A 16,159-nucleotide genomic window follows, 5' to 3' on the forward strand; every position below is an offset into this window, starting at 1 on the left:
GGCGACAGAGCTGGCGGCATGGCGAGATTCCGTTGCGGCAAACCCGCGCGGCTGGATCGACTGATCGACTGTCGCTAAAGGGCCAGCCCATGGCCATCCCGCACCCCGCCACCAATGCGCCCGTCTGCGTCGCGGCGCTCTATCGCTTTGCGCGCTTCGACGATCCCGCCGCCCTGCGCGGGCCGCTGCTTGCCCTGTGCCTGGCCGAGGGAATCAAGGGCACGCTGCTGCTGGCGGGCGAGGGGATCAACGGCACCATTGCCGGCTCGCGCGAAGGGGTAGGCATGGTCGTGGAGCACATCCGCAGCCTGCCCGATTGCGCCGGGCTGGAGGTGAAATACTCGGGTGCCAGCGAGATGCCGTTCCATCGCATGAAGGTGCGGCTGAAGCGCGAAATCGTGACTATGGGGCAGGGCGATCTCGATCCGGCGCACAATGCGGGCACCTATGTCGATCCGCAGGACTGGAACGACCTGATTGCCGACCCCGACACCATCGTGATCGACACGCGCAACGACTACGAAGTGGCCATCGGCCAGTTCGAGGGCGCCATCGATCCCAAGACCGCCAGCTTCCGCGACTTTCCCGAATGGTTCCGCAGCGAGCGCGCGCGGCTGCTGGGCGAGGGCAAGGAGCCCAAGGTGGCGATGTACTGCACCGGCGGCATCCGCTGCGAGAAGTCGACCGCCTTCCTCAAGGCCGAGGGCGTGGAGCAGGTCTACCACCTCAACGGCGGTATCCTGAAATACCTGGAGGAAGTGCCCGAGGAACTGAGCATGTGGCGGGGCGAGTGCTTCGTGTTCGACCAGCGCGTCAGCGTGGGCCACGGCCTTGTCGAAGGCTCCTACGACCTGTGCCACGCCTGCCGCCTGCCGGTGAGCGACGAGGACAAGGCCTCTCCGCTCTACGAGGAGGGTGTCAGCTGCCCCGCCTGCCATGCGACGCGGACGGACGAACAGCGCGCCTCCTATCGCGAGCGGCACCGGCAGGAGATGCTCGCCGCCGAGCAGGGCCGCGCGCATATCGGCGCCAAGCTGGATCACGACGCGGACGATGGCTGAACCGGTCCTCTACTCCTTCCGTCGCTGCCCCTATGCCATGCGGGCGCGGCTGGCGCTGGTGGTGAGCGGTACGGCCTGCGAACTGCGCGAGGTGAAGTTGTCGGACAAGCCGCAGGCCATGCTCGACGCTTCGCCCAAGGGCACCGTGCCGGTGCTGGTGCTGGAAGGCGGCGCGGTGGTGGACGAGAGCCTCGACGTGATGCGCTGGGCGCTGTCCCAGACCGATCCGGAGGGCTGGCTGGAGCGTGACGATGCGGCGCTGGTGGCGGAGAACGACGGCCCGTTCAAGCAGGCGCTGGACCGCTACAAGTATCCCAACCGCTACGACGACTGCGACCCGCTGCCTCACCGCGAGCGCGGGGCCGAATTCCTGCGCCTGCTCGACGAACGACTGGCCAAGGGCGGCCAGCTATGCGGCGACCGTCGCGGGCTGGCCGACGCGGCGATTTTCCCCTTCGTGCGGCAGTTCGCCAACCATGATCGCGACTGGTTCGACGCGCTGCCGTTCGCGCATGTCCACCGCTGGCTGGCGGGGCACCTGGACTCGCCCTTGTTCAAGACGGTGATGCAGCGCGAAAAGCCGTGGCAGCCGGGCGATGCGCCGGTCGCCATGGCGCTCTAGGGCAGCGCCAGCTTCAGCTCGCCAATGTCGAGCAGCAGGCTGCCCGCCATCATCGAGACCAGCAGCAACAACAGCAACGCCCACATGGCGAGCACGCTGCCCGTCAGGCGCCAGCTCTTGGGCGGCAGGCCCTGGAACAGGAAGGTGGCGATCCCGGCGATGTTCACGCAGACGAGGTTGACCGCGAAGAGGAACAAGGCGTCCGCGCCCTCTGCCGGATAGCCGGCGCCGAGGTAGAGCCCCGATGCCGCCAGCGGCGGCACCAGCGCCACGGCGATCATCACGCCCACCAGCGCCGACGAGACTCCGCGACTGAAGGCGAGCACGCCCGCCGCGCCGCAAGCCAGCGCCAGTGCCACGTCGTCAGGCTGCACCAGCGTGCGGTTGAACAGCTCGGGCACCTGCGGGTCGATATCCACGATCAGGCCCAGCACCCACCCGGCAAGGATCGCCAGCACGCAGCCCACCACCATGGTGCGAAACGCCTGCCAGCCCAGCTGCCTGTTGCCCACGGTGGCGGCCAGGGCCATGCCCATGGTCGGCCCCAGCAGCGGGGCGATGACCATCGCGCCGATAACCACGGCGGTCTGTTCGCTGCGCATGCCGAGGCCGGCGATGATGGCCGAGAGCGTCACCGTCAGCAGGTAGGACGTGCTGATGTGCAGGCTTTCCTCGATATCGTCGTAGATCTCGTCGGTGCTCAGCCGGTCGCGGATGAAGAAACGTTCCAGCGCGGTCGGCGGCTTGATGTCGCCCGCCAGCAGCAGTTCGGTCTCGGAATTCTCCTCCACCGGCGGCAGCACGGCCTGCAACAGTTCGACGTGCGCGGTGAAATCGGGTTCGTCGGCGAAGGCGGATTCCAGCTCGTCCAGCAGCCGCTCGGTATAGCGTTGCTGCACGACGCAGGTGTATTTCTCCTGCCCGCCGGGGACGGTCTCGCGCCAGAACCGGCGGCTGTGCTTCGCAAGGATCGTTTCCAGCTGCGCCACCCGTTCCTCGGGCAGGTAGACCTGGACCTTGCGTGCCGCCATCGCCTGTCAGCCTATTCCAGCCGCATCACCCAGCCGTGGCGGTCGTCCACCGACCCACGCTGGATGCCGACGAGCTGTTCGCGCAGCTTGCTGGTCATCTGGCCGGCGCCGCCGCTGCCGATAGTGAATTCGCCATCGCGGCTGGCGACCTTGCCCACCGCCGTCACCACGGCAGCCGTACCGCAGGCGAAGGTTTCCACCAGCTTGCCGCTGGCGGCATCGTCGCGCCACTGGTCGATCGAATACATTTCCTCGCGCACGTCGAGGCCCTGTTCCCTGGCCAGCGTCAGCAGGCTGTCGCGGGTGATGCCGGGCAGGATCGTGCCGGTCAGCGGCGGGGTGATCATCGAGCCGTCCTCGAACACGAAGAACAGGTTCATGCCGCCCAGTTCCTCGATCCACTTGCGCTCGGCGGCGTCGAGGAAGACCACCTGGTCATGCCCCTTGGCAAAGGCTTCGCCGGTGGGCACCAGGCTGGCCGCGTAGTTGCCGCCGCACTTGGCCGCACCGGTGCCGCCGGGGGCCGCGCGGGTATATTCGCTCACCCACACCGAAACGGCGGGCGAGCCGGACTTGAAGTAGTTTCCGGCGGGCGAGAGGATGACGATGAACTTGTACTTCGTCGCCGGACGCACGCCGAGGAAGTGCTCGTTGGCGAACATGAAGGGGCGGATATAGAGCGAGCCGCCGTCCACCTGCGGGAACCAGTCGGCATCCTTCAGCACCAGCTGGCGCACCGCCTCGATGAACACGTCCTCCGGAATTTCCGGCATGGCGAGGCGCTTGGCGCTCTCGTTGAAGCGCCTCGCGTTGGCGTCGGGCCGGAACAGTGCCATCGAGCCGTCGGACAGCCTGTAGGCCTTCATCCCCTCGAAGATTTCCTGCGCATAGTGCAGCACGCTGGAAGCGGGGTGCAGCGGGATCGGCTGGCAGGGGCCAAGCGTCGCGTCGTGCCACCCTTCGCCCTCGTCATAGTCGATCATGACCATGTGATCGGTGAAGATCTTGCCGAAACCGGGATCGGCAATCGCCTGGGCACGGTCGGCGTCAGGCACGGGGGCAGGATGGGGAAGATGCTCGAATTTCATGAGCAAGGGCGATTAGTGGGCAGGGCAGGGCGAAGCAAGAGGCGGTGAGAAGGAGCGTGCGCTTTCGACCCAATTCCAGCCGGTCACTCAAGGACCCATAATTGTGACATTTTGCAGTTTTGTCCCGGCGGCTCTCTTCTGCCAAAACGAGAGGACCGGAAGAGCAATCCTCCGGTCCCTCGCATGATATTCGCCTGGACGGAGCCTATTCGATCGGTGTGACCACTACGGTTGTTCCATCGTCTCCAGTCGCAGTCCACGTGCCATCTGCTTCAGCGGCGGAGTTAACCCAGCATTGTGGAGGAAGGCCAATTTCACCTTCAAGATTCTCATAGCAAACTGTGCCGGGAGCCGTAACCGTGAAGGTAGCGGCGAAATCTTCACCGCCGATAACCCCATCGCTTGTGCCATCTGCGCTGAGATTAAGAACACCCTCTGTCCCATCGTCGTAAACCAGCGAATAGGAACCCGCGACCTCGTCAGCCGTCATCCAAGCGGAAGGATCGCTTGGAGAGGCTTCTTCGACTGCGGCCACTTCTTCTTCTGGAACTGTTTCAGCTTCATCCGCCCCAGAACATCCAACCAGCGCAAACCCGGCGGCTACTACTACAACCTTCTTCATAAATTTTCCCCTGCTTAAATGGCCCAAAAGTTCGAGACTATTGTTCCAGTTCGGTCAGCATGACTGTCGAGCATAGAATGTGCAAGGCTGTAGGGATTCACCACTGCTAGAGAGGGAACCCATGACGCCAGCGCCAAAGGGCTTTTTCACCGGCAATGAAGGTCCGCTTTCCACCCGCTTCCAGCCATTCGGGTCGTGAACTGCGATGACGGCGCCCGGCGACCCAAGGGTGGGCGCGCAAGGTTGCTGCTCCCGCAAGCACGATCATGATGCGTCAGGCAAAGCCAGCGACCCGGTCCATTAGCCAGAAGACCGAGACCGTCCCCAGCATGTAGGCGGCAAACGATCGGACCAGCCCAAACCTTTCTCCTGCGCCAGGAATTGCCGTGTGCCGCAATAGTTTCCGCGCGGCCGCCACGAGGGCGAGGCAGACGCCGACAAATATCACCTGCCCGACCTCGACGCCGAGATTGAAGGAAAGCAAGGCGACCACGATCTCGTCTCCGGGAACGCCGATTTCGCGCAGGACGCTGGCGAAGCCGAAGCCGTGAACGAGGCCGAATGTCGATGCCACCAGGGTGGGATAGCGATAAGTCAGGCTGTTGCGATCTGCGCGCACGATCTCGACGGCGAGAAACAGGATCGACAGCGCGATGACCGCCTCCACCGGCGCGACCGGCAACCGCACGAGGTCAAGCGCGGACAGCGCCAGCGTGACCGAATGCGCCAGGGTGAAGCCGGTCAGAGCCAGCAGCGAGCGGCGCCAGGTGCCGGCAATCGCCAACAGGCCGACGACGAACAGCAGGTGGTCGATACCGCCGAAGATGTGTTCCATCCCGAGGCGGAAGTAGTCTCCGGCAATTTCGAGCGCGGAAGGGGCCTGTGGCACGATCCAGCCACCCTCGCTAGGCGCGACGAGCGCCGAGAGTGGCGCGGCATCAAGGCGTTCAAACCGGTAGAGCGTGGAAAGCGAGGGATTGTAGATCGGGAAGGTCAGGCGGAATTCCTGTCCCTCGATACCGCCCGGGCAGGAGACGACCATGGCACTCGCCTCGCTCTGGCCATCCTCGGTCCCGATGGTGACGGGCATGCAGTTTGCCGGCGGCAGGAGCCGGGGCAGGTTGTCCGCCGCGACACTGCCGGGTGTGCGGACATGCAGGGCATAGCGTTCGCCCGGCAGTTCCCTGATCTGCACGGAAACGGGCCTGGCATCATGGGCCGCGGCCGGGATGCTGGCGAGGACCGCATTGGCGACGAGCGCGAGGAGCAGGGCGAGCCAACTGCGACTGGCGGACGCGGGCAGCATCAGTCGACGGGTTCCGCCGGAATGTCGACATACCGGACATCATATTGGTCCACGAGATCGTCGAGAAGGGTCTCGCGCGTCCGCACCCGGCGTTCTTCCAGCACCGCTTCGCGCACCTGCTGGCGGACTTCCTCGAAAGCGGGTGTGCGCGCCGCCGTGCGATCGGTGAACAGCACCAGGTGCAAGCCGAAGTTCGAGGCAATCGGTCCCTGCCACGTCTCGCCGGGCTGCAAGTTGGCCAGGCTGGCGGCGAATTGCAGTCCGAAGATGTTGGCGACCGGACGCATGTGCTGCCGCACGAAATTGCGCTGGTAGGGAAAGCGGTCGCCATAGCCGGGCGCGTCGTTGAAACCGGCATCGCGCGCTCGCAATTGGCCGAGCAGGCGCCGCGCTTCCGCCTCCATCCCGCCGGCATGGTCCTTCTCCGCATCGATGAAGACATGGGTGAAGGTATATTCGGCGTCCTGCAGGAAATCCGCGCGATGCTCGTCGTAATAGGCGCGCAGTTCTTCTTCGGTCGGCGGTTCGGGTTCCAGGTCCGCTCCGGCGACGAGATATTCGATCTTCTGCACGAGGCGCCGGCGGATCACATAGTCTTCTTGGTCGAGCCCCAGCGCGCGGGCCTCGCGCTCCATGGCTTCCTCACGCACGTAATTCCGCGCCAGCTCGGCCAGCTGCGCATCGGTCATGGCATCGAATTGCGCTTCGAAATATTCCGGTTCGAATGCCGCGTTGCGGTATTGCAGGAAGGTGAGCAGCGCCTCGCGGTCCACCGTGATCACGCGTGAATCCGCATCCAGCGTGTCGCGCGGATTGAGAACGGCATAGGCCGCAAACAGCAGTCCGCCGAGCAGGACGAAATGGGTCAGCGGCTCCTTCAGGAGCGAGCGTATGAGCGACATCTAGCTGGCCGGCGTATACCAGACGGGCGAGGAATAGGCGCGTTCCTGGATAGTGGCAGGCTGCCGCGTTTCCTCGACATCGATGCCCAGTGCAATGGCATCGAGCAGCGAGTGGCGCGGGGTCGGAATTTCCAGCACGCGCACGTAGTAGAATGCTGCCTCGTCCGGATTGAAATCCGGATCGCGCCACACCGTTGCCAACTGCACCGCGCCAATCGAATTGGTGTAGAGGCCGGTTTCGAGATCAACCGTGTTGCCGACCGAGGGCAGGTTGCCATCGCTGTCGATCTGGCGGCCATCCGACCAGGCGACGTTGTAGATGCGCTCATGCGCCTCGCCGTTTTCGTCCACCCAGCCTTTCACCACCTGCACGCGGTCGAGATTGCCGCTGAGCGGGTCCTTCGCGGCATGGATCAACAGGCTCGGGGCGCGGCCCGCCGGGGCGGCGGTCAGGTCGCCTCCCATGGGAATGCCGCGCGAATAGCCGATTGCGGCGATATCCCGCGCATCGGCGTCGGTCGGCGCGAAATTGAAGCCGGCGAACATGCGCAAGGCGATGCGGGGGCCGGTGGTCGCGTAGACTTCCTTGCGCCGCAGGGCCGCGAAGATGCTCTCGCGGGTGTTCTCTTCCGCCCAGGCCGCCACGCGGCCCGAGGCGCCCATTTCCCAGGCTGGGAAGATCACCGGGCGTGGCCCCAGCACATGCTCGCTGAGCGGAATGTCGGAGACCAGCTTGCCGTAGAAATCGCTCTCCTGCACCGAACTCAGGCCGGTGTGGCTGTCAGTCGAGCCGATCATGCCGAAGTTGTAGGGATTGACCCCGACGCGCTGTTGGATCTGCAAGCCGCGAAGCAGGGCCGAACGGGCGTAATCCCCGGCATCGGCCGGCGTCGGCGTGCCGATCAGCAGTTTGCGCCGAATCTCGAATTCCGCAAACTCGTCATACGGGGCGATCTCGGGGTGGACTTCCGACGTGCCCTTGGCCTGCGTCATTTCCACCAGCGGTTCCCACAACTGGCGCGCGCGGGCATAGGCGGCCGAAATCGGCTGCCCGTCGGTGTCCGTCATCTGGAACATCAGCCCGCCCGAAATATTCGAATTGTGCGGGATGGCGATGAAATCGATCCCCGTCCGGTCGCGCGTTGCGGACATCCACGACCACAGATCTTCCGGGCGCTGGCTGTCCTGGCTGCCAAAGGGGATGAAACTGGCGGCACCTTCGCCATCGGTGTTGGCCAGCACGACCCGGTGCAGGTTCTTGCCTCCGTCGACCACGGACGACCATTCCCAGCCGAACAGCGTGGTGAACGTGCCGGGGATGTAATTGCGCTCGGCGGCCTCGATCTCCACCGCCCATGCGGTGCTGCGCACGGCGTCGGACTGGATCTGGCTCATCATCTCGGCGGTATCGGGTCCGGGCGGGCCGGACATGCCGGCACCGGTGACGCTCATCGCGCCGTTGCGCCCCGGGTCCCGCACATGCGCCGCCATTGCGCGACGCCCCCACGGGGTGGCCAGCAAGGTTTCATCGGCGCGGTTCAGCAGCGTGAACAGCCCCATCATCTCTGCATGGTCGGTCACCGCCATGAAATCGAGCGGTCGCCGGATCTGCACCTTGCGGTCGAGTCCGGGCTGCTCGATCGGGATGCCCCTTGCATAGCGATAGGCCATGTCCGGCGTGACCATGGTGTTATCGGTGATGTAGGCATCGAGAGAGTGGTTCGAGTGCAGGTGCAAATCGCCCCAGAACAGTTCGGTACGGTCGGGGCCTTCGCCTTGGGCGACAAGCTGGGATGCCGGGAAAAGTGCCAGGCCGGCCGCTGCGCATCCGCCCAGTAGCGCTTTCCTGCCCAATTTCGAAAAGGCCGTCCGCCTCTCGCTTGTCATGCTCATCCTCCTCGCAATCCCAACCTCAGGTTCGACGATTGCGGAAGGCCCCATTGCTTGTCAATGCGTTGGCCGGCCGGCGGTGCAAGGCTGCGGCCAGCGCAGGTCGGGTCTGTCAGCTTGCCACGCCAAAATGAGAAGGGCAGCTCCACCCTTTCGTGGAACTGCCCTTCGCATGGTCAGCGGTCGTTAAACCGCCAACGAAGCCTTACTCGGCGATATGAAGACTACCGAATATGCTCCGCACGGGTCGTCACCGACCTCCCTGCTGAACCATGAGACATCGGATCACCTCCTTTCGCGCTGTAGAGCCAGAACCGCCGCATCACCGGCGTTCAGGACTTGCATTCACTGCCTGTCCTGTCTGCATTTGTGAATCGCGGTGTCCATGAAGACAAGCCTTGATTTATTCTTTTTCACAGTCAGAATCGCGCGTCTGTTCCGAAGCCGGTTTTTTGACTGTTCGGTGACAGCTCAACCCCGACAATCTTCCACCACGCGGGTGATTTCCGGCCAGGCCGGAACGTAGATCGGTTCCACGCCGGCTACGTCGAGGGCGAAACGACCTTTGGAAAAGGCGATGGCATCCAGCAGCGGATCGCTGGCGGCAAGCTCGGCCACCAGCAGCGGCGCGCGGCTCTGCACCGGACTGGCGGTGAGGGTGCGGTTGGCGGTCTCGGTGCGCACCAGCATTTCGACCTGGCCGATCGCCGTGCCCTTGCGCCCGATGGCGACCCGGCGCGTGTCCAGGTTGCAGACGATCAGCAGTTCCACCCCTTCGGGCGTGCGCGAGGTGCCGAACACCGCCAAGGTCTCAGCCGGCTCGGCAACATAGCTCCAGTCGCCCGGGGTGCGCGGCGCGTCCATCCAGTTGTCGTAGGTGGGCGTCACCACCTGCAGCGGCGCATCGTCCGGCTCGGCGACGGGCGGAGGTATCGGCGTTGGCGTGGGCGCAGGTGTCGGCGAGGGCGACGGCGACGGTGCGGGCGAGGGCACCGGAGTCGGTTCCGGCGCCGGCGGCACGCAAGCGACCAGGGCGAGCGATCCGGCCAGCGCACAGGCCGCGGCGAAGGCGGGGCGTTTCATCAGCTGCATGCGTAGAGAACGCGCGAGATGCCCGGATGTGTCGGATATTGCCACCGTTCGCCCGTTGGCGCGGTCAGCGTGACGACTTCGTCGGGGTTGGAGAAGGCGTGGAAGATGGCGAGGCTCGGTTCGATTTCCGCGCCGAGCAGCGGCAGCGGGCCTTCGACCGGCGCCATGTCGATGCGCGCCGCTTCGCCGCCGGCGTCCAGCCGCCAGGCTTCGGGTCCGCTCGCGTCGATCGACAAGGTCATGGTGACGGTGCCCGTCGCCGCTTCGCAGTCGATCGTCAGGCTCGGCTCCGTATTCGCCTCGCCGAACATGGCCATGGCGCCCTGCGCGTTCTCGTTGACGATCCAGCTGCCCGGCACCAGCGCGGTGCCATCGGGTGCTGTGGTGGCCTGCGGGGCGGGGGTCAGTACCGGTTCCGGCTGGGCGACCTCCTCGGTCTCCTCAACCTCCTCGCTGCTGTTGCAGGCGGCGAGGGCGAGGGCGGCCAGACCAAGCGACATCACGTGACGCAATTGCATGGGTACGGTTCCTTCTGGACGGTTCACCATTGCCGGCTCTATCGCGTTGCCGATGACCGAGCGCAAGCCATCTAAACAACGGATCGACCAACTGCTTGTCGAGCGCGGTGAAGCGGAAAGCCGCACCCGTGCACAGGCGCTGGTGATGGCCGGGCACGTCTTCGCCGGGCTGCCGGGCAAGCTGCAACGGATCGACAAGCCGGGGCAGCAGGTGAAGCCTGACTGGCAGGTGGAGGTGCGCGGGCGCGACCATCCCTGGGTCGGGCGCGGCGGGGTAAAGCTGGCGCACGCGATCGAGCATTTCGGTCTCGACCCGAAGGGCGCGGTGGCGATGGATATCGGCAGTTCGACGGGCGGCTTTACCGAAGTGCTGCTGCACCACGGGGCAGAGCACGTCTTTGCCGTGGACGTCGGCACCAACCAGCTGGCGTGGAAACTGCGGCAGGATCCGCGCATCACCGTGCTGGAACAGACCAATGCCCGTGCGCTGACGCCCGAGCTGATCGACCGGCCCTGCGACTGGGTGGTCTGCGATGCCAGCTTCATCGGCCTGGCCAAGGTGCTGGAGGTGCCGCTGGCCTTGGCCGCGCCGAAGTGCCGCCTTGTCGCGCTGATCAAGCCGCAGTTCGAAGTCGCCAAGGGCGAGGTGGGCAAGGGCGGCATCGTGCGCGAGCCCGAATTGCGCCAGCGCGTGTGCGACGAGGTGTGCGACTGGCTGCGCGACAGCGGCTGGACGATCGAGGGGCTGGTCGAAAGCCCGATCACGGGAACCGAGGGGAATGTCGAATTCCTCGTCAACGCGGTTCGCGGCCAGTAGAAATCCCGAATGCGGACAGAGCCTTTGAGACGACTTGCCAGTGTGGCGGGGTCTCGCCAAGTTGCCCCGGATTTCGAATCACGGAGTTGCCTGAACCGATGAACCGCCTTGCGTCACCCGCACAATTGCGTGCCAGCCTGATCCGCTGGTCGTTGTTCATCGTGCCCGCCGTGATGTTGCTGGGTTTCCTCTCGGGACAGGTGGGCGGCAGCGCCGATAGCCCGTGGTTCCAGGCGCTGGAAAAGCCCGCCATCTTCCCGCCGCCGGCAACCTTCGGCATCGTCTGGTCGATCCTCTACTTCATGATGGGCCTTGCGCTGGCGCTGGTCTGCGCCGCCTGGGGTTCGAGCGTGCGGGTATGGGCGATCCTCGTCTTCCTGGTGCAATTCGCGCTCAACCTGGCGTGGTCGCCGATATTCTTCGGCATGCACGATATCCGGTTGGCGCTGGTCATCCTGATCCTGCTCGACGCCGCGCTGCTGGTAACCGTGCTGCTGTTCTTCAAGGTGCGCGCCTGGGCCGGCGTGCTGCTGCTGCCCTACCTCGCCTGGGTGTTGTTCGCGACTGTGCTCAACTGGCAGTTCCTCGAGCTGAACCCCCATGCGGAATATATCCGGGATAGCGGGGCGGTACAGCGGATGGAGCTGTAGTCCCGCGCTTGGTGCGCGCGACGTTTCTTCTTGAGAATCTCCCTCCGAAGTCCCACATATTGTTTATGCAAAGCGAAAACCGGATCATCGCCGACTTCGTCAAACTCGCCAATTCGGCTGCTGGCACCATGGCCGGCATGAGTCGCGAGGCGCGCGAAGGTGCGCGCGAGAAGATGCGGGAAGCGCTGGGCGGCCTCGACTTCGTCGGTCGCGAGGAATTCGACGCCGTGAAGGACATGGCGGCCAAGGCCCGCGAAGAAAACGACGCGCTGAAAGCGCGTATCGACGCGCTGGAGGCCAAGGTGTTCGGCCACGAAGGCCCGCCCGCGAAGCACGACTGAGGCTTCCTCTTCCGTAACATCCCCAAACGTGCTTGTGTCTGCCCCTGACCAACAGGGAGTTGACCGATGCGCCTTCATGCCAGCCTGCTAGCCGCGACCGCCTGCGTCGCCGCGCCTGCCTTCGCGCAGGACACCGCTTTCGGAGGCCAGAGCGGCCCCGACATGAGCATCGAGGCGATGGAGCCCGATGGCTCCGACGCCGATATCGGCCTGGCGGGTGACGAGCCTGCTGACATCGCCCGCTACCTGCTGGCCAGCGGGGCGGGCGGGGCGGCCCTGTCACCCGACGGCGAACTGATTGCCTTTTCCTCCAGTGTTACCGGGCAGCCGGAAGTCTGGATCATGCCCGCCACTGGTGGTCAGCCGCAGCAGTTGACCTTCCGCACCGGGCCGACCTTCTTCGCCTGGACGCCCGACGGCTCCGGCCTGATCTACGCCGCAGACCGCGACGGCAACGAACAGCCCGGCTATTTCTGGATCAGCCGCGACGGGACGGAGGAACGTTCGATCCTGCCCGCCGCTGCCGGTGACTTCCGCATCTTCGGCGGCTTCGCCGACGATGGCAGCTACGTCTACTCTAGCCCCGTGCGCAATGGCCGCGATTTCGACATCTGGCGCGGCGACCTGGAAGGCAATTCCGAGCTCATCTACGAAGGCACCTTCGGTTATTACACGCGCGGGATGTCGCCCGATGGCCGCTATGCCATCATCACCGAAGGCGTGGGCGAGGACGCCGACAATCTCCACCTGCTCGATCTCGAAACCCGCGAACTGACCACGATCAGCGCCCCGCCGGTGGAAGATCGCGCGAGCCATTCACTCGGCGGGTTCGAATGGACAGCGGATTCCTCCGCCTTCCTGTTCTCCAGCAGTGTCGGCCGCGAATTCGGCGCCCTGTCGGAATATGCGATCGGGACAGGGGAGACGCAGGTCTATCACGCGGTCGATCGCGATGTCGGCAATCTCGAATTCTGCGGTGCCAACAACGAGTATTCGGCCTGGACCGAAAGCCAGGACGGCTTCGACACCCTGCACCTCTGGCACATTGCCAACGGCGAATCCGTCGCCGCTCCTGAACTGCCCGAAGGCAGCTATGCGCTCGACTGCGAAGGCGACAAGGCGATCGTGCGCGTCAACGGCTGGCAGGTGCCGGGCGACATCTACAGCTTCACCCCCGGCGAAACCGAGGCGACGCGCGTCTATGCCTCCAACATGGCGGGTCTTGATCCGGAGAATCTCGTGCGCCCGCAGGTGGTGCGCTACATGGCGCGCGACGGGGTGGAACTGCAGGGCATGCTCTACCTGCCCGAAGGCGCCGGGACGGGTGAGGATGCACCGCCGGTCGTCTTCAGCGTGCACGGCGGGCCCAGCGGCCAGTCCGGCCCCACCTGGGACCCGGTGACGCAGTACCATGTCGCGCGCGGCGTGGCGGTGTTCGAACCCAACGTGCGCGGCTCCACCGGGCTGGGACGCACCTATTCCACGCTGGATGACCGCGAGCGCCGGCTGGATTCGGTTCGTGACCTCGTCGACCTGCTGGCGGCGCTCGATGCCGATGGCCTGGTCGACGGTGACCGCGCGGCGGTGATGGGCGGCTCCTATGGCGGCTACATGGTCAATGCCGTGCTGGCGGACTATCCCGATGCCTTCGCGGCCGGCGTCTCGCTGTTCGGCGTGGGCAACTGGATCACCGCGCTGGAAGTGGCATCACCCAGCCTCAAGGCCGCCGACCGCATCGAATATGGCGACATTTCCGAACAGCGCTGGCGCGATTTCTACGGGGAGATCTCGCCCGTCTTCCGCGCCGATGCCATCCGCGTGCCGGTGCTCTATTCGCACGGTGTCAACGATCCCCGCGTCGATATTGCGGAGACTGAAGTGATGGTGCGGGCCCTTCGCGAAAGTGGCGTGCGCGCCGATTTCATTCGCATTCCCGACGAAGGCCACGGCTGGCGCAAGCTGGCCAACCGGCTCTACTACTTCCGCAAGCAGGCGGAATTCCTCGAAGAAGTGCTGGAGCTGGGGGAAGCGGGCTAGCCCGCAACCCTAGCCGGGGCGGCGCGAGAAGTAATCGCGGGCGAGGCTGTGGTTGGCCAGCCGCTGGCAACGCGTAAGCAGCGCCGCGGTATTGTCTTCCACCGCCTCGTTGCGATCGCCGCCACGGGGCATGGCTTCCAGTTCGTCCACGCGGACGGAGATCTCTTCCAGCTTCTCGTTCTTGCGGTTGACGATCACGTGTTGCTGGTCGGCTGCGAGCCGGGAAATGTCGGTGTTGAGCCGGGTGGCGAGGTCTTCGCTGTTCACGCGGAATTGCGGGTACTGCGAACAGATGCCCGCCATGGCCCACATCTCCGAATAGAGCTCCAGCAGCGCATCGGTGGTGGTCTGCTGCTGCGCGTCAGCCTCTGGCGGGCTGGACAGCATGGCCAGTGCAAAAAGTGTCGAAGCGCCTCTCATCCCTCGCCCCTTCATCCCTTTTTTCCAGCATGATAGAGCAAATGGGGTGCCGCGCCAAGGCTCATGGCCTTGCGGTGCGAGGAGGCAATGCGCAAAGGGGTGCGATGCATGTCCGCGCGCCTGCCATTCTTGTCGCCGCCCGTCAGCATGGCGAAACGGCCGTGGTGGCGCGGTTCCTTACCGCGGAATACGGCATCGTCGCCGGATACGTGGCGGGAGGACGCGGGCGGCAGCTGCGCCCGGTGGTCATCCCCGGCAACCTTGTCGACCTGCAACTCTCGGCCCGTTCGGAAAGCCAGCTGCCCTTCGCCAAGGTGGAGCTGACCGAAAGCCGTGGGCCGTGGCTGGCAGAGCCGCTGCCCGCCGCCGCCATCGGCTGGCTCACCGCGCTCACCGCCACCTCCTTGCCGGAACGCCAGCCTTACCCTTCGTTGTTCGATGCGCTGGGCGCGACGCTTGCTGCCGTCTGCCATGCTCCTTCCGCGCGCGGCTGGGCCAGCGCGCTGGTCGGCTATGAAATCCTGCTGCTGCGCGAACTCGGCTATGGCGGGGCCGACCGCCGGCCCGAGGGCGACATGGCCGAGGTGCTGGAGGCGATGGACGCGCTTGCGCCCTCGCTGGACCACTACCTGCTTGCCGACAAGCGAGGAGACGTTATGGCCGCGCGGCAACGCTTGCGCGAACTGCTTGGACGGATGACCTGATGAAAATCGCACTCTTCCCCGGTGACGGGATCGGCCCCGAAATCATGGACCAGGCGCGCCGCGTGCTCGACGCGCTGTCGCTGCCCGGCCTGACGCTGTTCGAAGGCGACGTGGGCGGCGCAGCCTACAAGCGCCACGGCCACCCGCTGCCGGACGAGACGCTGGACATGGCCCGGGCCGCCGATGGCGTGCTGTTCGGCGCAGTCGGCGATCCCGAGTGCGACAACCTGGAGCGCCACCTGCGCCCGGAACAGGCGATCCTCGGCCTGCGCAGCCAGCTGGGCCTGTTCGCCAACCTGCGCCCCGCCACCATGTTCCCCGGGCTGGAGGACATGTCCGCCCTCCGCCCGGAAGTGGCCCGCCAGATCGACATCCTGATCGTGCGCGAGCTGAACGGCGACGTGTACTTCGGCGAGAAGGCCATGCGCACGCTCGATGACGGTCGGCGGCAGGGCTACGACTTCATGTCCTATGCCGAGGACGAGGTGCGCCGGATCGCCCATGTCGCCTTCCGCGCGGCACAGGGCCGCAAGGGCCGCCTGTGCAGCGTGGACAAGGCAAATGTGCTGGAAACCAGCCAGTTGTGGCGCGATATTGTGATCGAGACTCACGCGGAATATCCCGACGTCGAGCTGTCGCACATGTATGTCGACAATGCCGCCATGCAGCTGGTGAAGGCGCCGGGGCAGTTCGACGTGATCGTCACCGGCAACCTGTTCGGCGACATCCTTTCCGACCAGGCCAGCATGTGCGTCGGCTCCATCGGCCTGCTCGCCAGCGCCGCGCTGGGCGAACGGCAGACCGAGTTCGGCACCTTCGGCATGTACGAGCCGATCCACGGCAGCGCGCCGGACATTGCCGGGCAGGGCAAGGCCAACCCGATGGCCATGATCCTTTCGCTCGCCATGCTGCTGCGTCACTCGCTGGGCCGCGAGGACGAGGCGAAGCGCATCGAGGCGGCCGTTGCCAAGGCGCTGGAAGACGGCGTGCTCGGCGCGGACCTCGGCGGCTCTGCCGGGACGGGCGAAATCGGCGATGCGGTGCTGGCAAGGCTCTAG

General features: G+C 65.4%; 17 protein-coding genes. 8 read left to right on the top strand and 9 right to left on the bottom strand.

Features of this window, described 5'->3' with window-relative positions; genetic code table 11:
* The first annotated feature begins 89 nt into the window (after positions 1-89).
* The gene (trhO, locus tag OZN62_RS13465; protein WP_269100419.1) at positions 90-1,061 is read left to right on the top strand and encodes an oxygen-dependent tRNA uridine(34) hydroxylase TrhO; all 972 of its coding nucleotides are present in this window, start codon (positions 90-92) and stop codon (positions 1,059-1,061) included.
* Positions 1,054-1,683: a glutathione S-transferase gene (locus OZN62_RS13470; protein WP_269100421.1), complete on the top strand. Its 630-nt coding sequence runs from the start codon at positions 1,054-1,056 to the stop codon at positions 1,681-1,683. Before trhO ends, OZN62_RS13470 begins: the two co-directional genes overlap by 8 nt.
* On the opposite strand, the gene OZN62_RS13475 is transcribed toward OZN62_RS13470, so the two are convergent.
* The 8 genes from OZN62_RS13475 to OZN62_RS13510 all read right to left on the bottom strand — a co-directional run bounded on the left by OZN62_RS13475 (position 1,680) and on the right by OZN62_RS13510 (position 10,132).
* Complete coding sequence (locus OZN62_RS13475; protein WP_269100422.1) at positions 1,680-2,714, bottom strand: TIGR00341 family protein; 1,035 nt, start codon at positions 2,712-2,714, stop codon at positions 1,680-1,682. The two genes, OZN62_RS13470 and OZN62_RS13475, sit on opposite strands and share 4 nt — an antisense overlap.
* A gap of 11 nt (positions 2,715-2,725) precedes the next feature.
* On the bottom strand, positions 2,726-3,802 hold the full coding sequence (locus tag OZN62_RS13480) for a branched-chain amino acid aminotransferase (RefSeq protein WP_269100423.1): 1,077 nt from the start codon (positions 3,800-3,802) through the stop codon (positions 2,726-2,728).
* Positions 3,803-4,007: 205 nt separating this feature from the next.
* Positions 4,008-4,424, bottom strand: a complete 417-nt coding sequence (locus OZN62_RS13485; protein WP_269100424.1) for a hypothetical protein — start codon at positions 4,422-4,424, stop codon at positions 4,008-4,010.
* A 274-nt stretch (positions 4,425-4,698) separates the two neighbouring features.
* Positions 4,699-5,730, bottom strand: coding sequence for a HupE/UreJ family protein (locus OZN62_RS13490; protein WP_269100425.1), 1,032 nt, complete (start codon positions 5,728-5,730; stop codon positions 4,699-4,701).
* A complete protein-coding gene (locus OZN62_RS13495) occupies positions 5,730-6,632 on the bottom strand; it encodes a peptidylprolyl isomerase (protein WP_269100426.1) in 903 nt (300 codons plus the stop codon). Before OZN62_RS13495 ends, OZN62_RS13490 begins: the two co-directional genes overlap by 1 nt.
* Positions 6,633-8,519 (bottom strand): DUF3604 domain-containing protein, encoded by a 1,887-nt coding sequence (locus tag OZN62_RS13500; protein ID WP_269100427.1) that lies wholly within the window; start codon positions 8,517-8,519, stop codon positions 6,633-6,635.
* A 474-nt stretch (positions 8,520-8,993) separates the two neighbouring features.
* Positions 8,994-9,605, bottom strand: coding sequence for a hypothetical protein (locus OZN62_RS13505; RefSeq protein ID WP_269100428.1), 612 nt, complete (start codon positions 9,603-9,605; stop codon positions 8,994-8,996).
* A complete protein-coding gene (locus OZN62_RS13510) occupies positions 9,605-10,132 on the bottom strand; it encodes a hypothetical protein (protein ID WP_269100429.1) in 528 nt (175 codons plus the stop codon). Before OZN62_RS13510 ends, OZN62_RS13505 begins: the two co-directional genes overlap by 1 nt.
* A 52-nt stretch (positions 10,133-10,184) precedes the next feature.
* On the opposite strand from OZN62_RS13510, the gene OZN62_RS13515 reads away from it, so the two are divergent.
* From OZN62_RS13515 to OZN62_RS13530, 4 genes are all read left to right on the top strand, one after another.
* On the top strand, positions 10,185-10,949 hold the full coding sequence (locus OZN62_RS13515; RefSeq protein WP_269100430.1) for a TlyA family RNA methyltransferase: 765 nt from the start codon (positions 10,185-10,187) through the stop codon (positions 10,947-10,949).
* 98 nt (positions 10,950-11,047) lie between these two features.
* Positions 11,048-11,599, top strand: coding sequence for a TspO/MBR family protein (locus OZN62_RS13520; protein ID WP_269100431.1), 552 nt, complete (start codon positions 11,048-11,050; stop codon positions 11,597-11,599).
* A gap of 65 nt (positions 11,600-11,664) precedes the next feature.
* The gene (locus OZN62_RS13525) at positions 11,665-11,940 is read left to right on the top strand and encodes an accessory factor UbiK family protein (RefSeq protein WP_269100432.1); all 276 of its coding nucleotides are present in this window, start codon (positions 11,665-11,667) and stop codon (positions 11,938-11,940) included.
* Positions 11,941-12,006: 66 nt separating this feature from the next.
* Positions 12,007-13,977: a S9 family peptidase gene (locus tag OZN62_RS13530; protein ID WP_269100433.1), complete on the top strand. Its 1,971-nt coding sequence runs from the start codon at positions 12,007-12,009 to the stop codon at positions 13,975-13,977.
* 9 nt (positions 13,978-13,986) lie between these two features.
* Here OZN62_RS13530 and OZN62_RS13535 read toward each other — a convergent pair whose 3' ends face one another.
* A complete protein-coding gene (locus tag OZN62_RS13535) occupies positions 13,987-14,364 on the bottom strand; it encodes a hypothetical protein (RefSeq protein WP_269100434.1) in 378 nt (125 codons plus the stop codon).
* 137 nt (positions 14,365-14,501) lie between these two features.
* On the opposite strand from OZN62_RS13535, the gene recO reads away from it, so the two are divergent.
* Complete coding sequence (gene recO, locus OZN62_RS13540) at positions 14,502-15,101, top strand: DNA repair protein RecO (protein WP_269100435.1); 600 nt, start codon at positions 14,502-14,504, stop codon at positions 15,099-15,101.
* The gene (gene leuB, locus OZN62_RS13545; protein WP_269100436.1) at positions 15,101-16,159 is read left to right on the top strand and encodes a 3-isopropylmalate dehydrogenase; all 1,059 of its coding nucleotides are present in this window, start codon (positions 15,101-15,103) and stop codon (positions 16,157-16,159) included. The genes recO and leuB overlap by 1 nt, the downstream gene beginning before the upstream one ends.

It is taken from the genome of Aurantiacibacter sp. MUD11, assembly GCF_026967575.1.
Classification (GTDB): domain Bacteria; phylum Pseudomonadota; class Alphaproteobacteria; order Sphingomonadales; family Sphingomonadaceae; genus Alteraurantiacibacter.